17 protein-coding genes are annotated in these 20,734 nt (G+C 58.6%); 8 read left to right on the top strand and 9 right to left on the bottom strand.

Annotated features, from left to right (window positions below):
• Positions 1–103: 103 nt before the first annotated feature.
• Positions 104–1,699 (bottom strand): ABC transporter substrate-binding protein, encoded by a 1,596-nt coding sequence (locus tag OB87_RS04600; RefSeq protein WP_033568265.1) that lies wholly within the window; start codon positions 1,697–1,699, stop codon positions 104–106.
• 115 nt (positions 1,700–1,814) lie between these two features.
• Here OB87_RS04600 and pepT point away from each other — a divergent pair, with 115 nt between their 5' ends.
• Positions 1,815–3,056, top strand: coding sequence for a peptidase T (gene pepT, locus OB87_RS04595; RefSeq protein ID WP_033568264.1), 1,242 nt, complete (start codon positions 1,815–1,817; stop codon positions 3,054–3,056).
• Here the strand turns inward: pepT and OB87_RS04590 are convergent.
• Together OB87_RS04590 and OB87_RS04585 are read right to left on the bottom strand one after the other, a co-directional pair.
• A complete protein-coding gene (locus OB87_RS04590) occupies positions 3,048–3,926 on the bottom strand; it encodes a helix-turn-helix domain-containing protein (RefSeq protein WP_033568263.1) in 879 nt (292 codons plus the stop codon). The two genes, pepT and OB87_RS04590, sit on opposite strands and share 9 nt — an antisense overlap.
• Positions 3,927–4,028: 102 nt before the next feature.
• Positions 4,029–4,994 (bottom strand): DMT family transporter, encoded by a 966-nt coding sequence (locus tag OB87_RS04585; RefSeq protein ID WP_235425237.1) that lies wholly within the window; start codon positions 4,992–4,994, stop codon positions 4,029–4,031.
• Between the two features lie 273 nt (positions 4,995–5,267).
• Here OB87_RS04585 and OB87_RS04580 point away from each other — a divergent pair, with 273 nt between their 5' ends.
• On the top strand, positions 5,268–6,164 hold the full coding sequence (locus OB87_RS04580) for a DMT family transporter (protein ID WP_033568261.1): 897 nt from the start codon (positions 5,268–5,270) through the stop codon (positions 6,162–6,164).
• A 13-nt stretch (positions 6,165–6,177) separates the two neighbouring features.
• Here the strand turns inward: OB87_RS04580 and rhlE are convergent, their stop codons facing one another.
• Entirely contained in the window at positions 6,178–7,548 is a 1,371-nt protein-coding gene (gene rhlE, locus OB87_RS04575; protein ID WP_033568260.1) for an ATP-dependent RNA helicase RhlE, read from the bottom strand.
• Between the two features lie 425 nt (positions 7,549–7,973).
• Here rhlE and hlyD point away from each other — a divergent pair, with 425 nt between their 5' ends.
• From hlyD to clsB, 6 genes are all read left to right on the top strand, one after another.
• Positions 7,974–8,978, top strand: a complete 1,005-nt coding sequence (gene hlyD, locus OB87_RS04570) for a secretion protein HlyD (protein WP_033568259.1) — start codon at positions 7,974–7,976, stop codon at positions 8,976–8,978.
• Positions 8,968–10,719, top strand: a complete 1,752-nt coding sequence (locus tag OB87_RS04565) for an ATP-binding cassette domain-containing protein (RefSeq protein ID WP_033568258.1) — start codon at positions 8,968–8,970, stop codon at positions 10,717–10,719. Before hlyD ends, OB87_RS04565 begins: the two co-directional genes overlap by 11 nt.
• The gene (locus OB87_RS04560) at positions 10,703–11,848 is read left to right on the top strand and encodes an ABC transporter permease (RefSeq protein WP_033568257.1); all 1,146 of its coding nucleotides are present in this window, start codon (positions 10,703–10,705) and stop codon (positions 11,846–11,848) included. The genes OB87_RS04565 and OB87_RS04560 overlap by 17 nt, the downstream gene beginning before the upstream one ends.
• A 63-nt stretch (positions 11,849–11,911) precedes the next feature.
• The gene (locus OB87_RS04555; RefSeq protein ID WP_033568256.1) at positions 11,912–13,018 is read left to right on the top strand and encodes an ABC transporter permease; all 1,107 of its coding nucleotides are present in this window, start codon (positions 11,912–11,914) and stop codon (positions 13,016–13,018) included.
• Positions 13,019–13,109: 91 nt separating this feature from the next.
• Positions 13,110–13,880, top strand: coding sequence for an endonuclease/exonuclease/phosphatase family protein (locus tag OB87_RS04550; protein WP_033568255.1), 771 nt, complete (start codon positions 13,110–13,112; stop codon positions 13,878–13,880).
• Positions 13,877–15,088 carry a cardiolipin synthase ClsB gene (clsB, locus tag OB87_RS04545; protein ID WP_033568254.1) on the top strand — a complete coding sequence of 404 codons (1,212 nt, stop codon included), beginning with the start codon at positions 13,877–13,879 and terminating at the stop codon, positions 15,086–15,088. The genes OB87_RS04550 and clsB overlap by 4 nt, the downstream gene beginning before the upstream one ends.
• Positions 15,089–15,529: 441 nt before the next feature.
• Here clsB and OB87_RS04540 read toward each other — a convergent pair whose 3' ends face one another.
• From OB87_RS04540 to moaE, 5 genes are all read right to left on the bottom strand, one after another.
• Positions 15,530–16,240, bottom strand: coding sequence for a Bax inhibitor-1/YccA family protein (locus OB87_RS04540; RefSeq protein WP_033568253.1), 711 nt, complete (start codon positions 16,238–16,240; stop codon positions 15,530–15,532).
• Positions 16,241–16,365: 125 nt separating this feature from the next.
• Positions 16,366–17,397: an ABC transporter ATP-binding protein gene (locus OB87_RS04535; RefSeq protein WP_033568252.1), complete on the bottom strand. Its 1,032-nt coding sequence runs from the start codon at positions 17,395–17,397 to the stop codon at positions 16,366–16,368.
• A complete protein-coding gene (locus OB87_RS04530; protein WP_395856519.1) occupies positions 17,394–18,896 on the bottom strand; it encodes an ABC transporter permease in 1,503 nt (500 codons plus the stop codon). The genes OB87_RS04535 and OB87_RS04530 overlap by 4 nt, the downstream gene beginning before the upstream one ends.
• 124 nt (positions 18,897–19,020) lie before the next feature.
• Positions 19,021–20,037 carry an iron ABC transporter substrate-binding protein gene (locus OB87_RS04525; protein ID WP_033568250.1) on the bottom strand — a complete coding sequence of 339 codons (1,017 nt, stop codon included), beginning with the start codon at positions 20,035–20,037 and terminating at the stop codon, positions 19,021–19,023.
• A 245-nt stretch (positions 20,038–20,282) separates the two neighbouring features.
• Complete coding sequence (moaE, locus tag OB87_RS04520; RefSeq protein WP_033568249.1) at positions 20,283–20,732, bottom strand: molybdopterin synthase catalytic subunit MoaE; 450 nt, start codon at positions 20,730–20,732, stop codon at positions 20,283–20,285.
• Between the last annotated feature and the right edge of the window lie 2 nt (positions 20,733–20,734).

The following is a 20,734-nucleotide window of genomic DNA, read 5'->3' as shown; positions in this document are numbered from 1 at the left end:
AATGGTACTGTCGGCGGGAGAAACTGTCGATAAGGAAACAACGCAAGGGGGACCGGTGAAAGAACCTGCGGGAAAGCTTCAGCTTTCCCGCTACGGAGTGAGATTACTGCCGGATATCCACCTGATAGAAAATGTGCTTGCCGAACGGATCAATTTCATACCCGGTCACCGTGTTGCGTACCGGCTCAAAGATAGTCGAATGCGCGATCATCACCGCCGGTGCCTGCTCATGCATCATGAACTGCGCCTGACGGTATAACTCCACGCGTTTCTGGTGATCCTGCTCGGCGCGTGCGTCGGTAATCAGCTTATCAAACGGCGGGTAGCACCATTTGGACGAATTAGAGCCGCCATTGGCAGAAGTACAGGTAAACAGCGGGCCGAAGAAATTATCCGGATCGCCGGTGGCGGTGGTCCAGCCCATCAGCGCCGCCTGATGTTCGCCGCTCTTCACCCGTTTGAGGTATTCACCCCACTCGTAACTGACAATGTTGGCCTTCACCCCGACTTTCGCCCAATCGGCCTGAATCATTTCCGCCATGCGACGCGCGTTCGGGTTATATGGCCGCTGTACCGGCATCGCCCACAGATCGATAGCAGTCCCTTCCGCCAGCCCGGCCTCTTTCAGCAGCGCTCTGGCTTTTTCCGGATCGTAGTCATAGTCCTTCAGGTCGGCTGCCGCGCTCCATACGCCGGGCGGCAGCAGATTTTTAGCCGCCGTGCCGGTGCCCTGAAATACCGCTTCGATAATCGCTGGTTTGTTGATCGCCATCGTCAGTGCCTGACGCACCTTGAGGTTATCCAGCGGCGCTTTACGGGTGTTGAACGCCAGAAAACCGATGTTCAACCCGGCTTTCTGCATCAGCGTGATGTCCTTGTTGCTCTTCATGTCCGCCAATTCCGCCGGATTGGGAAACGGCATCACCTGACATTCATTCTTGCGCAGCTTGGCGTAACGCACCGAGGCATCCGGCGTGATGCTAAAAACCAGCCGGTCCAGTTTGGCTTTGCCCTGCCAGTAGTTCACAAACGCCTGATACAGGATGCGGGAATCTTTCTGGTACTGCACCAGTTGGAACGGGCCGGTGCCGATCGGTTCCAGATCCACTTTCTCCGGCGTCCCGGCCTTCAGCATCTGGTCGGCGTATTCAGCGGACAGAATCGAGGCGAAATACCAGGCCAGGTCGGCCAGAAACGGCGCTTCCGCATGACTTAAGGTGAAACGTACCGTATGGTCATCCAGCTTGTCGATGGCGGTAATCAGGCTGCGGAACGACAGGCTTTCGAAGTTGGCATAGGTGCCACCGGACACCTTGTGATACGGGTGATTAGGGTCGCGCTGGCGCTGAAAAGAGAAAATCACGTCATCAGCGTTAAAATCGCGGCTCGGGGTAAACTGGGCGTTGTGATGAAACTTCACCCCTTTACGCAAGTGAAATGTGTACTGGGTGCCGTCCGGACTGATGTCCCAGCTTTCCGCCAGGCTCGGCACCAGTTCGGTAGTGCCGACCTTGAAATCCACCAGCCGGTTGTAGATCGGCACCGCGCTGGCATCCACGCTGGTGCCGGAGGTGTACAACTGCGGGTTAAAGTTTTCCGGCGAGCCTTCAGAACAGTACACCAGCGTTTTGGCGCACGCTGCCTGAGCGGCCGCCAGCGTCAGCACCGCCAGCGCAACGCGCGTTATCGTGTTTTTCATCCCCATCCTCGCTTTTTATTGACTTCCGGGCAGCTCGCTGAGTACAACGAAGCCTTTGATTATTGTTGAATAACCATACCTAATCTTTCGAAGGGTTTACCAATAAGGATCCGCTATGAGCCATAACCAGGCGCGTCAGTTGACCGACCGTTTCTACCGCTATCTGGCGGTCACCAGCCAAAGCGACGCCGCCGCGACCACGTTGCCGAGCACGCCGGGCCAGATGACGATGGCCCGCCTGCTGGCGGAAGAGCTGCGCGCGCTGGGGCTAAGTCAGGTGGAAATCGACGAGCACGCCACCGTTACCGCCGTGAAACCGGGCAACACGCCGTCCGCGCCGCGCATTGGCTTTATCACCCATATCGACACCGTGGATGTCGGCCTGTCGCCGGACATTCATCCGCAAATCCTGCGTTTCACCGGCGAAGACCTGTGTCTCAATCCGGCGCAGGACATCTGGCTGCGGGTTAGCGACCATCCGGAAATCCTGCCCTATCGCGATCAGGAAATTATTTTCAGCGATGGCACCAGCGTGCTGGGCGCGGACAACAAAGCCGCCGTCACCGTGGTGATGACGCTGCTGGAAAATCTGCGCGACGATCAGCCGCATGGCGATATCGTGGTGGCGTTCGTGCCGGATGAGGAGATCGGGCTAAGAGGTGCCAAGGCGTTGGATCTGGCGCGTTTCGACGTCGATTTCGCTTACACTATCGACTGCTGCGAACTGGGCGAAGTGGTGTACGAGAACTTTAACGCCGCCGCGGCGGAAATCCGCTTTACCGGCGTGACCGCGCACCCGATGTCGGCCAAAGGCGTGCTGGTCAACCCGATTCTGATGGCGCACGACTTCATCAGCCGGTTTGACCGTCAGCACACGCCGGAACACACCGAAGGCCGCGAGGGCTACGTCTGGTTCAACGATATTCACGCCAACGCCAATGAGGCGGTGCTGAAATCCTCGATTCGCGATTTCGATCTGGCCGGATTCGAGCAGCGCAAACAACAGATTCGCGACGTCACCGCGCAGATTGCCACCTTCTACCCTACCGGCCAGGTCAGCTGCGCCATCGCTGATATCTACAGCAATATCAGCAACGCGCTGGGAGACGACCGGCGGGCGCTGGACTTGTTGTTCGCCGCCATGAACACGCTGTCGATTACACCGAAGGTAATTCCGATGCGCGGCGGCACTGACGGCGCGGCGCTGTCGGCCAAAGGCATTCTGACGCCAAACTTTTTTACCGGCGCACACAACTTCCATTCACGCTTTGAGTTTCTGCCGCTGCCGTCGTTCGTCAAATCCTATCAGGTGGCGTTGACGCTGTGCCTGCTGGCGGCGCAGCAGCCTTCAGCCTGAACATTGCTGACGCAGCGCCGAAGGCGTGATGCCGTATTCGGCTCGAAAACGCTGGCTGAAATGACTGGCGGAGCTGAACCCGCAGGCCAGCGCGATATCGGTGATAGAGCGGCGGCTGTGGCGCAACCACTGCTCCGCCTGCGCCAGCCGCCGCTTCATCACATACTGATGCGGTGCCATGCCTTCGCTCTGACGGAACATGCGAGAGAAATGAAATTCGCTGAGATCGGCCTCCGCCGCCAGTTCGTCCAGCGTCAGCGCCTCCCCGAGCCCGGCGTCAATGCGCGCTTTTACCCGCCGTAACACCGCCGGAGCCAGCCCGCCGCGGCTGTTTGGTGCCTGCCACTGCAACTGGCTGTACTGCCGCAGCATATGCAACATCACCATCGTAGACGCGGAACTCAGCATCATTTGGCTGGCCGGGTCACGCCAGTTACCCGTCAACAAAAAGTGACGATACAGCGCCTCCAGCGCCGGGTCGGCGATAAAAATACGCTCATCCAGACGGATCGACGCCGGGCTACGGTCCCAGGTTTGCTCCGCCAACTGGCGCAAGTGCTCATCGGTGCAGTAAAAGTGGGCGAAACGCAGGCTACCGCGAATATCCCAGGTGGACTGACTCTCTTTCGGCATCAGACAAAAACGCCCTGGCGCGCCGCCGTTGAACCAACCGTCCGGACGCTTGTGGTAGCTTTCGTAGCCATCCTGCACGTACATACTGAAGATGTGGTGATGGGTGTTTTCCAGCGTGACCCGATCGTTGCTGTTCTGCCAGACCGCCAGTTGCACCGCGTTAGCAAGCGTGACCGTTTCCTGCAACCGGGTTTTGTATTGGCGCTGGAGCACCTCGAAAGCCTCGTACTGGTTCATGCCTACCATCCTGTCACCCTATTGCCTTGTAACAAAAAGTACTACCTCAGGTAACAAATTAAAACAAGCGCCCGCCATTAGGAATGGCTTTCTCCACGCCGGTCAGGACAAGCCAGTGTTTAAACCGGTATCCGTAGCCTGTGGTGCACGCTTCTGGTGTGCAGCAATGCAGCACACCACACCGGCAACCACCAGCGTGAAGGCAGCGGCTTCCAGCCAGGTAGGCAGGCGTTGCTCCCACAGGAAGCCGTAAATCAGTGCAAACAGGGTTTCGAACAGAATCATTTGTCCAACCAGCGTTAGCGGCAGCAACCGGCTCATTCGGTTCCAGCATAGGTTACCGACAATCGAAGCCAGCACCGCCACGCCCATAGATACGCTAACAAGCTGCATCCATGCGACGCCGCTGTGGCTGTGGGTGTTAAGCACGATGGCTAAAGGAATCAGGACCAGCGACTGTGCGCCAGTGACAATCCCCGTCAACAGGTTCCAGTCATGGGCCGTGACAGATGACGTGCGGGCCAGCCACCGGCTGTTGCCAACGGCAAAGGCGCTCCAGGATATCAGTGCACCCAGCGCGCACAACAGGCCGATGGTTGGCGTGCCTGTGCTTGCAGACGCCTCCCCGCCCACGGCCTGCCAACCAATACAAATAGCCCCGAGCGCGCACATCAGTAGCGATAGCAGCAGTTTACGCAGCGGTACTGCGCCCTGGTCACGGCTACCAATCAAGGTCACCACCACCGGCATAAAGCCAATCACCAGAGACGTGATGGCGATACCCGCCAGTTGCACCGCGCTGGACAGCAAAATGTAATACAGGGTATTGCCCGCCAGCGACAACCAGCACAACGCGAGCCACTCACGTCGTGTCACCCGCCGCATCAGGGTTGACCAACGTGGTGCCAGCAGCATCAGTGATATCAGCCCATAGGCGCTATAACGGCCAATCGCTATCTGAAGCGGGCTAAACGCCCGCACCAACTCCGGTGCCAGGAAAACCAGCCCCCACAGCGCCCCCGCGCCCATACCATATGCCACACCCGCGACGGTTCTTTTACCATCCACGCTTTGATTCTCCATACGTTACTGGCCGGAGAGTATCACACGGCGGATGATCGGTGTCTTGATTAAGACTCGCGTTCTTTAGGCCCAGACTCCTGCGACAGCTGTCGAAACGCTGAGGGCGGATGAATGGATAGGTCATCGCGTCATGCCGATGCCATTATCTATCTGCAATAAAAAAACCGCAGGATTCTGCTATTCACCGCAACTTGCTGACAGCCACCACCCCGCCGATGCCGGATACTGACTGTTTTACGGTGTTTGCGGAGTGTGACGATGAATAGCCTGCTTTATTGCGCCGTGGTGCTGATTTGGGGCACCACCTGGATCGCCATCAGCCTACAGCAAGGTAGCGTGCCACCAGAGGTGTCGATTTTCTGGCGTTTCGCCATCGCTTCGGCGTTGTTAATGGCGTTTTTGATCCTGACCCGTCGTTTGCGCCCGCTGAGCGGCCGCGCGCATTTGCTGTGTATGGCGCAGGGGGTGACGGTTTTCGGCATTAATTTCTTTTGTTTTTATCATGCCGTCGCCTGGATACCCAGTGGGCTGGAGTCGGTCATCTTTTCGATGGCGGTACTGTTCAACGCTTTCAACAGTCGACTCTTTTTCGGCACCCGTCTCAGCCGCAACGTGAAACTGGCTGCGCCGCTGGGGCTGGCAGGCATCATTCTGCTGTTCTGGCACGATTTGCTACAGCTTGGCAGCAGCCCACAATTGCTGTGGGGCGTTGGCATGAGTCTGCTTGCCACCTACTGTTTTTCACTCGGCAACATTATCAGCGCCCAGCACCAACGTATGGGCCGGGATATCATGACCACCAACGGTTGGGGAATGCTGTATGGTGCGCTGGCGATGGGCTTTGTTGCCTTACTGCTAGGTTACCGTTTTACGCCAGAATTCTCGCTGCGCTATCTCGGTTCACTGTCCTACCTGGCGCTGTTCGGCTCGGTTGTCGGTTTTGGTGCCTACTTCGCGTTGGTCGGGCGTATTGGTGCCAGCCAGGCGGCTTATGCCACCTTGTTATTTCCGTTGGTCGCGCTCTCCGCCTCCACCCTGTACGAAGGGTATGTCTGGCGAAGCAATGCTGTGTTGGGTTTACTGCTGATTCTGGCGGGCAATGCGGTGATGTTTTATCGCCCCCGGCCGCAACCGGAGGCGAAAGCAGCGGTATGACTACCCAGCGATATTACTGACCGCTAGCGGGTTTGCGCGGCGGGCGGCGGCGGGCGGATTGCCCTTCCGGCCGCTGTCCGGCTGGGCGCGCTGCGCCATCACGACGCGGCTGATGAGGACGGTCGCCCTGCGGGCGTCCGGATGCGTGTTCACCTTGCGGGCGATCACCCTGACGCGGCGCACCGCCGCCACGTCCACTGCGCCCGCCCTGGCGACCATTCTGGATCGGTTCGGCCTTGATGGTTGGGTCCGGCTCGTAACCGGCAATCTCCATGCGCGGAATTTCCCGCTTCAGCAGACGCTCGATATCACGCAGCAGTTTGTGTTCATCAACGCACACCAGCGATAACGCCTCACCTGTTGATGCCGCACGGCCGGTACGGCCGATACGGTGCACGTAATCTTCCGGCACATTCGGCAGCTCGTAGTTGACCACATGCGGCAACTGGTCGATATCTAGCCCACGGGCAGCGATGTCGGTCGCCACCAGTACGCGGATGTCGCCGTCTTTGAAATTTGCCAGCGCACGGGTACGCGCGCCCTGGCTCTTGTTGCCGTGGATAGCGGCAGCGGTGATGCCGTCTTTATTCAGTTGCTCCGCCAGATGGTTGGCACCGTGCTTGGTACGGGTAAATACCAGCACCTGTCGCCAATCATGCTTGCCAATCAGGTGGGATAACAGTTCCCGTTTGCGCTTCTTATCCACGAAATGTACGTGCTGGGTCACCAGCTCGGACGGGGTATTACGGCGCACCACTTCCACCGATGCCGGATTGGTGAGCAGCTTCCCAGCCAGTTCCTTGATCTCGTCGGAAAAGGTGGCGGAAAACAGCAGGTTCTGACGCTTGGGCGGCAGCTTCGCCAGCACCCGACGAATATCATGGATAAAGCCCATATCCAGCATACGGTCGGCTTCATCCAGCACCAGAATTTCTACCTGTGACAGGTCCACCGCATTCTGGTGTTCCAGATCCAACAGACGGCCCGGTGTGGCGATCAGAATATCGACGCCACCGCGCAGCTTCATCATCTGCGGATTGATGCTCACGCCGCCGAACACCACCAACGAACGCAGACGCAGGTATTTGCTGTACGCCTGCACGTTTTCGCCGATCTGCGCCGCCAGTTCGCGGGTCGGCGTCAGGATCAACGCCCGTACCGGGCGGCGGCCTTTCGCCTGCGACGGGCGGTGGCTCAACAGGTGCAGCAGCGGCAGGGTGAAACCGGCCGTTTTACCGGTGCCGGTCTGAGCGCTAGCCATCAGGTCGCGCCCTTCCAGCACCACCGGAATCGCCTGACGCTGAACCGGCGTTGGCTCACGGTAGCCCTGTTCTTCCACAGCGCGCAAAATATCGGCACTCAGACCGAGAGATTCAAAAGACATAACGAGAACAACTCCAGATTCACCCTACCCGGCGGCATTCGCCGGTGCAGTTTTCAGGGTGATAACAGATGGGTTCAGCGCCGTGTCGGCATACACGCCTGACTACGCTGACTCCAGATGAATGGGCACAAACTACGGTGCGTGACTGCGCGCGATTGTAACAGGAAATCGCTTGTTTGAGGAATTTTTATCTGTCGATCACATTTTATCCTCTGCATTCTGCGCAAAATGACCTTGCTCTTCATGAATATCAACCGGTTATTGGTTGAAAAACTGCATTTTTCTTACGCTAGCAATCTATATCCGTGCTGAATCCGCACGCTGTCGCGTCAGAACACGGCAATCGGCTAAATGCCGGATTATGCTTAAGTCATGTCGTCGGAATCACGAGATGAGTCATAACACGACGTCATATCGGGAGCGCTATGAATAAAAAAACAGGGGGATGGCTGGTGCTGGCGTTGATCGCTGCCACCGCCGCGGGTTACAGCCTGATACACTACCGTAACCAGCAAGATGCACCGCTGACACTGTACGGTAATGTGGATATCCGCAGCGTCAATTTGGGGTTTCGGGTCAGCGGACGCCTGACCGCGCTGAATGTGGATGAAGGGGATGCAGTCCAGCCTAGGCAACTGTTGGCCCGACTGGATGACGCGCCGCAGCAGAACGCGCTACGTCAGGAAAAAGCCAGCGTCGCCAGTGCACAAGCACAACTGGCCCTGCTGCGAGAAGGCTACCGCAGCGAGGAAATCGCCCAGGTGCGTTCGCAACTGGAACAAGCGCAGGCCGCCTACGACTACGCCAACAGTTTTTACCAGCGCCAGCTCGGCCTGTGGAAACAACATACGCTGGCCGCCAACACGCTGGAAGACGCCCGTTCCACCCGCAACCAAACGCAGGCGACGTTGCAGGCGGCACGGGAAAAACTGAGCCAGTATGAGCGCGGCAACCGACCGCAGGAAATCGCCGCCGCTGCCGCTACGCTTGCCCAGGCGCAGGCCGCCGAAGCGCAGGCGCAACTGAACCTACAAGACACTCGCCTGTACGCCCCCTCTCCCGGTGTGATCCTGACCCGAGCCGCCGAAGCCGGTAGTATGTTAAGCGCGGGCAGCACCGTCTTTACCCTGTCGCTGACCCAGCCGGTATGGATTCGCGCCTACGTTACCGAAACCCAACTGGGCCGCGCCGCGCCCGGTCGCGAGGTGCTGATCTACACCGACGGTCGCCCAAACCGACCCTATCACGGCAGAATTGGTTTTGTGTCACCCAGCGCCGAGTTCACGCCGAAAAATGTTGAAACCACGGAATTACGTACCGATCTGGTGTACCGGCTGCGCATCATCGTCAGCGACGCGAACGACGGCCTGCGTCAGGGGATGCCGGTGACCCTCACGCTGGCACCGGATAGATCACGTCATGACCAGTGACCTGCCGCTGATCCGCCTCGATACACTGGAAAAACGCTTCGACGGCATGACAAAACCGGCGCTGGCACCGTTGAGTGCCGAGATTCGTGCCGGGGCAGTCACCGGGCTGGTAGGGCCGGATGGCGCAGGCAAGACCACGCTAATGCGTATGCTGGCCGGATTGCTGACGCCCAGCGCGGGCACGATTCGGGTGATGGGGTTAGACCCGATCGCCGATGACCGTCAGTTACATGCCCGGCTCGGCTACATGCCGCAGAAATTCGGCCTGTATGAAGACCTCACCGTGATGGAAAACCTGACACTGTACGCCGACCTGCGCGGTATCACCGGTGACACTCGTCGCACCACCTTTGAGAGGCTGTTGCAGTTTACCGACCTCACCCGCTTCACCACCCGGCTGGCAGGCAAACTCTCCGGCGGCATGAAGCAGAAACTGGGGCTGGCCTGCACCCTGATTGGGCAGCCCAGCGTGTTGCTGCTGGATGAACCGGGGGTCGGCGTCGACCCTATCTCCCGCCGCGAATTGTGGCGGATGGTGCATGAACTGGCCGATGATGGCATGTTGATTCTGTGGAGCACTTCCTATCTGGACGAGGCGGAACAATGCCGTGACGTGCTGCTGCTTAACGAGGGTGAATTGCTCTATCGGGGAGCCCCCGCCGACCTGACACAACGGATGGCAGGCCGTTGCCTGCTGCTCGACCAGCCAGACGGCAACCACCGGCGTCTGTTACAACAGGCGCTGCGTCAGCCACAGGTCAGCGACGGCGTGATTCAGGGGCGCTACGTGCGGCTGATTCTGAAACCGCAGGCGGATCGCGCCACGCTGCTGCATACGCTTACGCTGTCGCCGGACAGCGTGCAGGACACCGCACCGCGTTTTGAAGACGCCTTCATCGACTTGTTAGGCGGCGGGCCGAGCGCCACCTCCTCGCTGGCGGCGATCCTGCCGCAGTTGGACACCCATCGCGGGGAAACGGTGATCGAAGCGCGCAATCTGACCAAGAAATTTGGCGATTTTGCCGCCACCGACCGGGTAAGTTTTCAGGTGCACCGTGGTGAAATCTTCGGCCTGCTGGGGCCGAACGGTGCCGGGAAGTCCACCACCTTTCGCATGATGTGCGGCCTGCTGACACCGACCGAAGGCCAGGCGCTGGTGCTGGACATGGACCTCAAAACCCGTTCCGGCCGGGCGCGGCAGCATCTCGGCTACATGGCACAAAAATTTTCGTTGTACGGCAACCTGACCGTGGAACAAAACCTGCGTTTTTTCTCCGGCGTTTACGGCCTGCGCGGCCAGCGCCAGCAGGATAAGGTGAACAGTATGGCGCGGGCGTTCAACTTTCACCCCATCTTCCAGCAAACGCCCGACGCACTACCGCTCGGTTTCCGTCAGCGGCTGGCGCTGGCCTGCGCGCTGATGCACGAACCGGACATCCTGTTTCTTGACGAACCCACCTCCGGTGTCGACCCGTTTACTCGTCGGGAGTTCTGGCAACACATCAACGGCATGGTGGACAAAGGTGTGACGGTGATGGTCACCACCCATTTTATGGATGAAGCCGAATACTGCGACCGCATCGGGCTGGTATACCGCGGTCGGCTCATCGCCAGCGGCACACCGGATGACCTGAAACGCCAGGCCGCCCGCGACGACACACCGGAACCGACCATGGAGCAGGCGTTCATCACGCTGGTGCAGACTTATGATCGGGAGGCCCGCCATGTCACAACCGATTGACGATAAACGTTTTTCCTGGCGTCGCTTACGCGCACTGTGCCTGAAGGAAACCCGCCAGATCCTGCGCGACCCCAGCAGCGCGCTGATCGCTTTCGTCATCCCGCTGTTGCTGCTGTTCATCTTCGGCTACGGCATCAACCTCGACTCCAGCCGCCTGAACGTCGGCGTACTGATAGAACAACACAGCGCCGAGGCCGACAGCCTGGCACGTGCCTTTACCGGCTCGCCCTTTCTGTCCGTCACCCTTAGCAACAACCGCCCGGCGCTGATAGCACGGATGCAGGCCGGGCAGATTCGCGGCCTGGTGGTCATCCCGGCCGATTTCGCCAAACGGCTGGCACACCCGCAGGACCGCGCACCGATTCAGGTCATCACCGACGGCAGCGAACCGAATACCGCGCAATTCGTGCAGGGCTACGCACAAGGGGTGTGGCAACGCTGGCAGCAGCAGTATGCGCAGGACCACGGCGGCCGCTATCAACCGCTGATTGAGGTGCAAACCCGCTACTGGTTCAACGCCGCCGCCATCAGCCAGCACTTCATCATCCCCGGTGCCATTACCATCATTATGACGGTGATCGGCGCTATCCTGACCTCACTGGTGATCGCCCGCGAGTGGGAACGCGGCACCATGGAAGCGCTGCTGTCAACGCAGGTTACTCGCACCGAATTGCTGCTCACCAAATTGCTCCCCTATTACGTGCTGGGCATGATCGCTATGGCTCTGTGCGTGGTGGTGGCGGTGTTTGTGCTGGGGGTGCCTTATCGCGGCTCGCTGTGGTGGCTGTTCGGCCTGAGCAGCCTGTTTCTCGCCAGTACGCTGGGGATGGGATTGCTGATTTCCACCCTAACACGCAATCAGTTCAATGCGGCAATGGTGGCGCTCAACGCCGCGTTTCTGCCCGCCGTCATGCTGTCCGGGTTTATTTTCGAAATCCACAGTATGCCGCTGCCGGTACAGGCGGTGTCATACCTGATCCCCGCCCGCTATTTCGTCAGCACGCTGCAAACCCTGTTTCTGGCCGGAAATATCGGTAGCGTGCTGTTGATGAACCTGCTGTTTTTACTGCTGTCAGCAGTATTTTTTATCGGGCTTACCGCCTGGAAAACCCGCCGAAGACTGGACTAGGCACGGTAATGCATCAACCGGTTGGTGCCGGATAGACGTCGGTACGCTGATGAGGGAAAGCCTATGTTGCATCGTCTGTGGACACTGATCCGCAAAGAGCTTCAGTCATTGCTACGCGAGCCGCAGACCCGCGCCATTTTGGTGTTGCCGGTGCTGCTGCAAGTGTTACTGTTCCCGTTTGCTGCCACGCTGGACGTCACCGACGCCACGCTCGCCATTTACAGTGAAGACAACGGCCCGGCCTCAGTAGAACTGACGCAGCGTTTCGCCAGCGCCAGCGCCTTTTCGCGGGTTATCACCCTGCGCAGCCCGCAGGACATCGCACCCACGATTGATAACCAACGGGCGCTGCTGCTGGTGCGCTTCCCGCCTGACTTCTCGCGCCAGTTGGTCAGCGGCACGCCGACCAGCATCCAGCTTCTACTCGACGGACGCCACTCCAACAGCGCCCAGATCGCCGCCCGTTATGTGCAGCAGATCGTGCAGGATTATCAGTTGGAACAGTTGAACGACCCGACGCTGACGCACCAGAGTGAGCTGGTGATTCGCCACTGGTACAACCCCAATCTGGACTACAAGTGGTTTGTGGTGCCATCGCTGGTGGCGCTGATCACCACCATTGGCGTGTTGATCGTCACCGCGCTGTCAGTGGCGCGTGAGCGGGAACAAGGCACGCTGGAACAACTGCTGGTGTCGCCGCTGTCCACCGGGCAAATTTTTGTCGGAAAAGCCGTACCCGCGCTGATTGTCGCCACCGTTCAGGCCAGTATTGTGCTGGCGGCCGGTATCCTGGCCTACCGCATCCCGTTTTCCGGGTCGCTGCTGCTGTTCTACCTCTGCATGTTGGTCTACGGGTTATCACTGGTGGGCTTCGGGCTGTTGATTTCCGCACTCTGCTCTACCCAGCAACAAGCGTTTATCGGCGTATTTGTCTTCATCATGCCCGCTATTTTACTGTCCGGTTATGTATCCCCCGTCGAGAATATGCCGATGTGGTTGCAACAGCTGACCTGGGTCAACCCGGTGCGCCACTTCACCGACATCACCAAACAGATATATCTGAAAAATGCCAGCCTGAGTGTAGTCTGGCGCGGCGTGTGGCCGTTGCTGGTCATCACCGCCACCACGGGCAGCGCCGCCTACGCCCTGTTTCGGCGCAAAATTGGCTAGGCTACGTAAACCCGCTACCCCCACCGCCAGCGACGCTTTGCCAAACACTGACTACACTGATTATTCAGCTACTTGGGAACGAGGGAAAACAATGGATACCGTCTCGCAACCGTCATTAGGGTTTTCTTTCACCGTGCTGACCATCAATACCCATAAAGGGTTCAGCGCACTGAACCGCCGCTTCATCCTGCCGGAACTGCGTGATGCCGTGCGCTCGGTTTCCGCCGATATCGTCTGTCTGCAAGAAGTGCTGGGCCGCCATTCCACCCATCCACTGCAGGTAGAACACTGGCCGGACACCTCGCACTACGAATTTCTGGCGGAAACCATGTGGAACGATTACGCCTACGGGCGCAATGCGGTTTACCCGGAAGGCGAGCACGGCAACGCGGTGCTATCTCGCTTTCCGATTTTCAGCTACCGCAATCTGGACGTATCGGTATCCAAAAGAGCCAAACGCGGTATCCTGCATTGTGTTCTGAAAGTCCCCAACCGGGATTTGCACATCCACGTGGTGTGTGTACACATGGGGCTCACCGCCTCGCACCGCCGACAACAAATGGCGTTACTGTGCGATCTGCTGGCAACGCTACCCGCCGATGTGCCCCTGATCGTCGCCGGGGATTTCAACGACTGGCAGATGAAAGCCAGCGCGCTGCTGAAACGCAGTGCCGGTCTGGAAGAGGTCTTCAGCCAGCATTTCGGCAAACCGGCACGAACCTTTCCCGCTCGCTTTCCGTTACTGCGCCTCGACCGCATTTATGTACGCAACGCCCGGACCAGCGTACCGAAATTACTGTCGTCCAAACCCTGGTCGCACCTGTCTGATCATGCGCCGCTGGCGGTGGAGATTCACTTGTGAAAACCGAATGGCGCGACGGCAACCAGATTGAACTGCTGGTGAATGGCGACGAATTCTACCCCAGTGTGTTTGACGCCATCCGCCAGGCACGCAACCGGGTGGTGCTGGAAACCTTCATCTGGTTTGAAGACAAGGTGGGCTACGCGTTGCGGGACGTGCTGATCGCGGCGGCGCAACGTGGCGTCAGTGTGGATGCCACCGCCGACGGCTACGGTTCGCACGACCTGTCGTCCGACTTTCTCGCGCCGATGGTGGACGCCGGTGTTCGCTTCCACTTTTACGATCCGCGCCCACGCCTGTTCGGCCTGATAAGCACCAATCTGTTCCGGCGGCTGCACCGCAAGATCGTGGTGGTGGACAGCCACACCGCCTGGATCGGCGGCATCAACTACTCGGCCGACCACCTGAGCGACTACGGCCCGGAAGCCAAGCAGGATTACGCCGTTAAAGTGCGCGGCCCGGTGGTAGATGATATCTACCGGTTTGTGCTCGCCGCACTGGCGCACGATGATGATCGCCGTGGCGGCTGGCGGCAACGGTTTCGCCGCGTGGTGCGTAACCCCCACCCCGGCAACGCGCAGGCGCTGTTTGTCTGGCGCGACAACGGTCTGCACCGCCGCGACATCGAACGCCAATACCTGCTGATGTTGCGACGGGCTAAACGCGAGGTGGTGATCGCCAATGCCTATTTTTTCCCCGGCTATCGTCTGTTGAGAGCGATGCGCAAGGCCGCGCGACGAGATGTGCGGGTTCGGTTGATCATTCAGGGTCAGCCGGATATGCCGATCGTTCTGGTCGGCGCACGTCTGCTCTATCCCTGGCTGGTGAAAGCCGGGGTGGAGATTTATGAATACCGTCGGCAGCCGTTGCACGGCAAAGTCGCATTACAGGATGAATATTGGACTACCGTCGGCTCCAGCAATCTGGACCCGCTCAGTCTGGCGCTCAACCTCGAAGCCAATCTGGTCATCAATGACCGCAATTTCAACCAACAACTGCGGGACAACCTGCACCAGCTTATTCGCGAAGACTGCGTGCGGGTTGAGCCGTCGCAACTGCCAAAACGCTCGTACTGGCAGATAATCAAAAACGTCGTGGTGTTTCACTTCCTGAAACGCTTCCCGTCTCTGGTCGGCTGGCTGCCAGCGCACAGCCCGCAGTTAACCCAGGTGGGACACCCGCCGACGGATGACAGCGAAAAGAAATAACAAAACTCTAAGGCTGTCGACAAACAGCCGTGTTGTTTTGTGAACGGAGATGTATGTCTGGTCAGTGAATGGTTTCGTGCGGGATAAACGGTGTGGTTTCTTTGCCACTTCATAGCACGCACGACAAGGAGAGGTTCAAACGCCACCTCTCCTTGACCACTGGCTAGTGGCTAAACTGTGGCGCTACGCGCTACCTTCGGCATTCGACTTCGCTGTTCGGGCCGTCCGTGACGCGCTTACTCGCCCCATCCTTGGGGCTCGCCCTACGGGCCAGCGTAAACGCTGTTCAAAAACGCTCCCGGCGTTTTTGTCCGGCGCGGCGCGGACTTTCGCCGCGTCCATGCGGCTCACCCGGCGAAGTCGCTTGCCTCAGCACAGTTTTAACGCCGGAAAGCCCCATTATCTGTAACTAAGAAGGGTTGCCAGTAATCTGCAACACCCTCACCGACGGCTGCCGAACAAACGCAGCAGCATCAGGAACAGGTTGATGAAATCCAGATACAACGTCAACGCGCCCATGATCGAGTACTTGCGGAAACTGTCCCGGTCATCAACCGACAGCTCTTCACCGATGTTTTTCAACTTTTGTGTGTCGTAAGCCGTCAGGCCGACAAACACCAGCACCCCGATGTAGGTGATGGCAAGCTGCAACCCTTCGCTTTTCAGCCAGAAATTCACCAGCGTTGCCAGCAGGATACCGATCAACGCCATGAACAGCATACTGCCCATGCCAGTCAGGTCACGTTTAGTGACATAACCGTACAGGCTCATGGCACCGAACATGCCAGCGGTAATCACAAAGGTGCTGGCGATAGACTCGCCGGAGTAGACGATGAAAATGCTGGAAAGCGTCAGCCCAGTCAGCGCGGAATAGAGCATGAACAGTGTAGTGGCAACGCCACCACTCAGGCGGTGCACCATGCCAGACAGCACAAATACCAGCCCCAGTTGGGCAATCACCAGCCCAAAGAAGGTTATTTTGCTGGAGAACACCATCTGCAACACTGCCGGGGTGTTAGCGGCATACCAGGCAACAAACGCGGTCAGTAACAAACCGCAGGTCATCCAGCCATAGACTTGCGCCATATAAGCTTGCAAACCAGTACTGGCCTGCTGAACGATGGAACCGTTAGAACGTGGAAATCGATCCATGATGCAACCTTTGCATTGAGTGAAACAGAACGGGCTGACGCCCACCTGCTTTCAGCTTAACACAAAATGCTACACGTAACGGATAACGCAGCCTCAACGGCCGCGCAATTGACAGGCTGTCGGTCCTAATCCAACCGGTGCGCCCGACCAACTACCGTCAGATTGACGCCGCAACCGACAACGATATCCTCCCGGCTGACGCTTTTCAGTTCGAAAACCTGCGCGCTATTGGTCATACGTAAGCGCAGTGTGGACACGAATCCGGCGAACTCGATACTTGCCACCACCGCCTGCGCCACCGACAGCTCGGCCAGCGAGAGCTGAATCTGTTCCGGCCGCAGCATGATGCGAGCCGCACCGACAGACTGATTATCGTCAACCGCGATGTCACCCAGCACGCACGCCGCGCGCCCGTCTTTCAGTTGCGCCGACAATACCAGCGTGTCGCCAAGAAACGCGGCGGCGGCTTCATCCACCGGGCGCAGATACAATGACTGTGGCGATCCCACCTGCACCAGCCGCCCTTGCCGCATGACGGCCACCTGATCGGCAAACGACAGTGCCTCCGCCTGGTCGTGGGTGACCAGAATCGACGCCACGCCCGCCTCCGCCAGCAGGGCAGACACCGCCTGACGGGTCGCGGCGCGCAGGCCGGTATCCAGCGCCGAGAAAGGTTCATCCAACAGCATTAGCGTCGGGCGTTGAGACAGCGCACGCGCCAGCGCCACCCGCTGCTGTTGACCGCCAGACAATTCATGCGGCCACAGCGACGCCAGCCGCGAGTCCAGCGACACCATCGCCATCAGTTCATCAATGCGTCGCTGTTTATCCTGCTTACTGCCCTCAAGCCCAAAACCGATGTTCTGCGCCACGGTAAAGTGCGGAAACAACGCGCCGTCCTGCGGTACAAAGCCGATGCCGCGCTGATGGGCGGGCACCCACTGGTTCGCATCCGCCACGACACGCGTTTGCAGGCGCACGGTGCCGCTATCCGGTGCTTCGAAACCGGCAATAATACGCAGCAACGTCGTCTTGCCGGAACCGGAAGGACCGACAATCGCGGTACGGCTGCCCGGCGCAACCTGCAAATCGATACCTTCCAGCACCGAGACGGCATTGAAAGATTTGCCAATGCCAAAAAGTTCAAGCGTATTCATAAACCTGCCGTACGTTTCGATTGAGAATAGAGCAACCAGGTCAGCGGGAGCGACAGCACCACCATAATCAGTGCATAGGGTGCAGCCGCCATATAGTCAATTTCACTGGTTAACGCCCAAAAACCGGTCGCCAGCGTGCGGGTGCCGTTCGGTGCCAGCAACAGCGTGGCGGTTAATTCGTTGGTGACAGCGAGAAACACCATCGCCGCCCCGGCCGCTGCGCCCGGTGCTGCCAGCCGCAGCGTGACGCGCCACAACGCCTGAATGGGCGAACACCCCAGACTGCGTGCGACGTTTTCCAGTTCCACCGGTGCCTGTGCAATACCGGCGCGCAGGTTAATCAGCGCTCGCGGCATAAACATCAGCACATAGGCCAGCAGCAAGGTGAACTCGGTCTGGTACAGCGGCCGCAGGGTATGAATAGTGACGGTGACCAGCGCCAGTGCCACCACAATACCCGGCAGCGCGCTGGTAATGTAATTACAGCCTTCCAGCAGACGATACAGCCGCGACGGATGGCGCACCGATAACCAGGCCATCGGAAACGCGCACAGCGTCACCAGCGCTGCGCCGCTGACACCCAACCACAATGTCTGGCGCACTGCGGGCCACAGTTCGTTGTTACGCCACACGTCCATGCCGCCGAGCCACAGCCAGCGGGCGAGCGTCATCAACGGCACGCCCAGCGCCAGCACGGTCAACGCCAGCGGCAACAAAACACAAACCAGCGCCGCCGTGGGTGACAGCCGCCAGGGTGTCAGGTTACGGGCGCTGCCGGAACCAACGCGCGCATAGCGCGCTCGTCCGCGGGTCAGTGTTTCCAGCAGCAGCAGCCCCAGACAACACAACACCAGCACACCCGCCAGCATGTTTGCCGCCAGGCCGTTAAAGGTCGACTGGAACTGTTCGAAAATGGCGGTGGTGAAGGTATCGAAACGAATCATGGCGTACAGGCCGTATTCCGCCAGCAGATGCAATGCAATCAGCAGCGAACCGCCCCACACCGCCAGCCGAAGTTGCGGCAGGACTACGCGGAAAAAAACACGCCAGGGTCTGGCCCCAAGCGAGGTCGCCACATCTTCCAGGCCAGGGTCTAACCGACGCAGCACCGCCGCCGCAGGCAGATAAATAAACGGGAAATAGGCGAGTACCGACAGGAACACACCCGCCGCCAGGCCATGCATACCGGGCAACAGGCTGATCCAGGCGTAACTTTGAACAAAGGCTGGCACCGCCAGCGGCGCGGTCAGCAAAAGGGACCACGCCCGACGGCCCGGCAACGTGGTGCGCTCGGTCAGCCAGGCCAGCGCCACCCCGAGCAACGTGCAGAGCGGCAGCGTCACCGCCACCAGCAATACGGTATTAAGCAGCAGCTCCCCGACCCGAGGCCGGAACACCAGCGCTTTTATCGTTTCCCAGTCGGTTTCCAGGGTAATGCCCACCACGAAACCCAACGGTAACAACGCCAGCAGCGACAATAGCAACGCCATCAGCGCCATGCCGCCGCCAGCTATCCGGTATGGCCGCACTCCCGGTCGCGTCGGGTGGTTTACACCAACACCGACGACTTTCCATTCCACATCGGCCATATGCCTTATTGTACTCCCGCCCTGCACTGAGACATTACAGCAGACCTGCTTCGGTCATCAGTTCAACCACTTTCTTGCCGTTGAGTTTAGCGGCGTCGACTTTCGGCGCTTGCAGGTCTTTCAGCGGCACCAGTTTCGGGTTGGACTCGGCATTCACGCCCACCGCGTATTCAAAAGCGGTGTTGGTGCGCAGCACGTCCTGACCTTTCTTACCGGTGATCCACTTGATGAAAGCCTGAGCCTGCTGTTTATGCTTGCTGGACGCCAGCACGCCACCGCCGGAGATGCTGACGAACGCGCCTGGATCCTGATGTTTGAAGTAGTACAGACGGATGTTTTTGCTGTTTTCGCCGGTTTTCGCGCCGTCAACAAACGGGTAGTAGTGGTAAATCACACCGCTGTCGATCTGACCGGCGTTTACCGCTTTCATTACCGTGCTGTTACCCTTATAAGCGGTGAAGTTGGTTTTCATCGCTTTCAGCCATTCCAGCGTCGCTTTTTCGCCTTTCAACTCCAGCATCGCACTGACGATCGCCTGGAAATCAGCACCGGACGGGGATGCCGCCCAACGGCCTTTCCACTCCGGTTTAGCCAGGTCCATCAACGATTTCGGCAGTTGCGCTTCGGTCAGTTTCTCCGGGTTGTAGACAAACACCGTCGAACGCGCCGCGATGCCAATCCAGCGCCCGTGAGACGGACGATACTGCGGCCCTACCTGCGCCAGCGTGTCGGCGTCCAGCGGCGCGAACAGGTTAGCGTTATCCACCAGTACCATCGACGGCGAGTTTTCCGTCAGGAACACGTCAGCAGACGAGGCATTACCTTCCTGCACCAGTTGGTTACCCAATTCGCTATCGCCGCCATTACGCAGCGTAACTTTAATACCGGTATCCTGAGTAAAACCCTCTACCCAGGACTTCACCAGGTTTTCGTGCTGCGCGTTGTAAATCACAATACCTTCATCTTCAGCTTGCGCGCCGAAGGAGAACCCCATCATCAGGGAAGACGCCAGCAGGGTGGCGGGGAACAGGGACGCTATACGCCGTTTCATACCATTATCCTTTTCACTGTATGGCAATTAACTGTATGACAATAAAAGCGAATCAGGCGGAATATCACCGCGGCTCATTATCGTTGTGTAAAAATAGAAATAAAAATGATTCTTATTAATCATTTCCTTAACATTATTTTACTGCAAATTTTATAATTTACTGCTTTTTATCGTTTTTTATTTAGCGGTGAAATTATTTCGATAGGAATCATACAGCGGCGGCAATCAATCCGCCGCCATTGCCATTACCAACGTTCCGCCGCCTGCCGATCGCTATCGCGGGCGTCTACCCAACGGTCGCCTTCCGACGTGGCTTCCCGCTTCCAGAACGGCGCACGCGTTTTGAGGTAATCCATGATGAATTGTGCCGCCTCGAACGAGGCTTGGCGGTGGGCACCGCTGACACCGACAAAGACGATCTCGTCGCCGGGATAGAGTGAACCGACACGATGGATCAGGCTCACGCGCTGAATCGGCCAGCGTTGCCGCGCCGCGTCAACGATTTCCGCCAGCGCCTTTTCCGTCATACCTGGATAATGTTCCAGCGTCAGCGCGCTGACATGATCGCCCAGATTATGATTGCGCACCTTGCCGGTGAACGTCACCACCGCGCCGTCCGCATCGCTCGCCGCCAGCCAGGTGTACTCGTCACCGACACTGAATGTCGCTTCCCCGACTCGAATACGTGTTTCCATCG

It is taken from the genome of Dickeya undicola, from assembly GCF_000784735.1.
Lineage (GTDB): Bacteria > Pseudomonadota > Gammaproteobacteria > Enterobacterales > Enterobacteriaceae > Dickeya > Dickeya undicola.
Note: the sequence above shows the minus strand (reverse complement) of the source record. Positions and strands in the feature narration are given on the sequence as shown.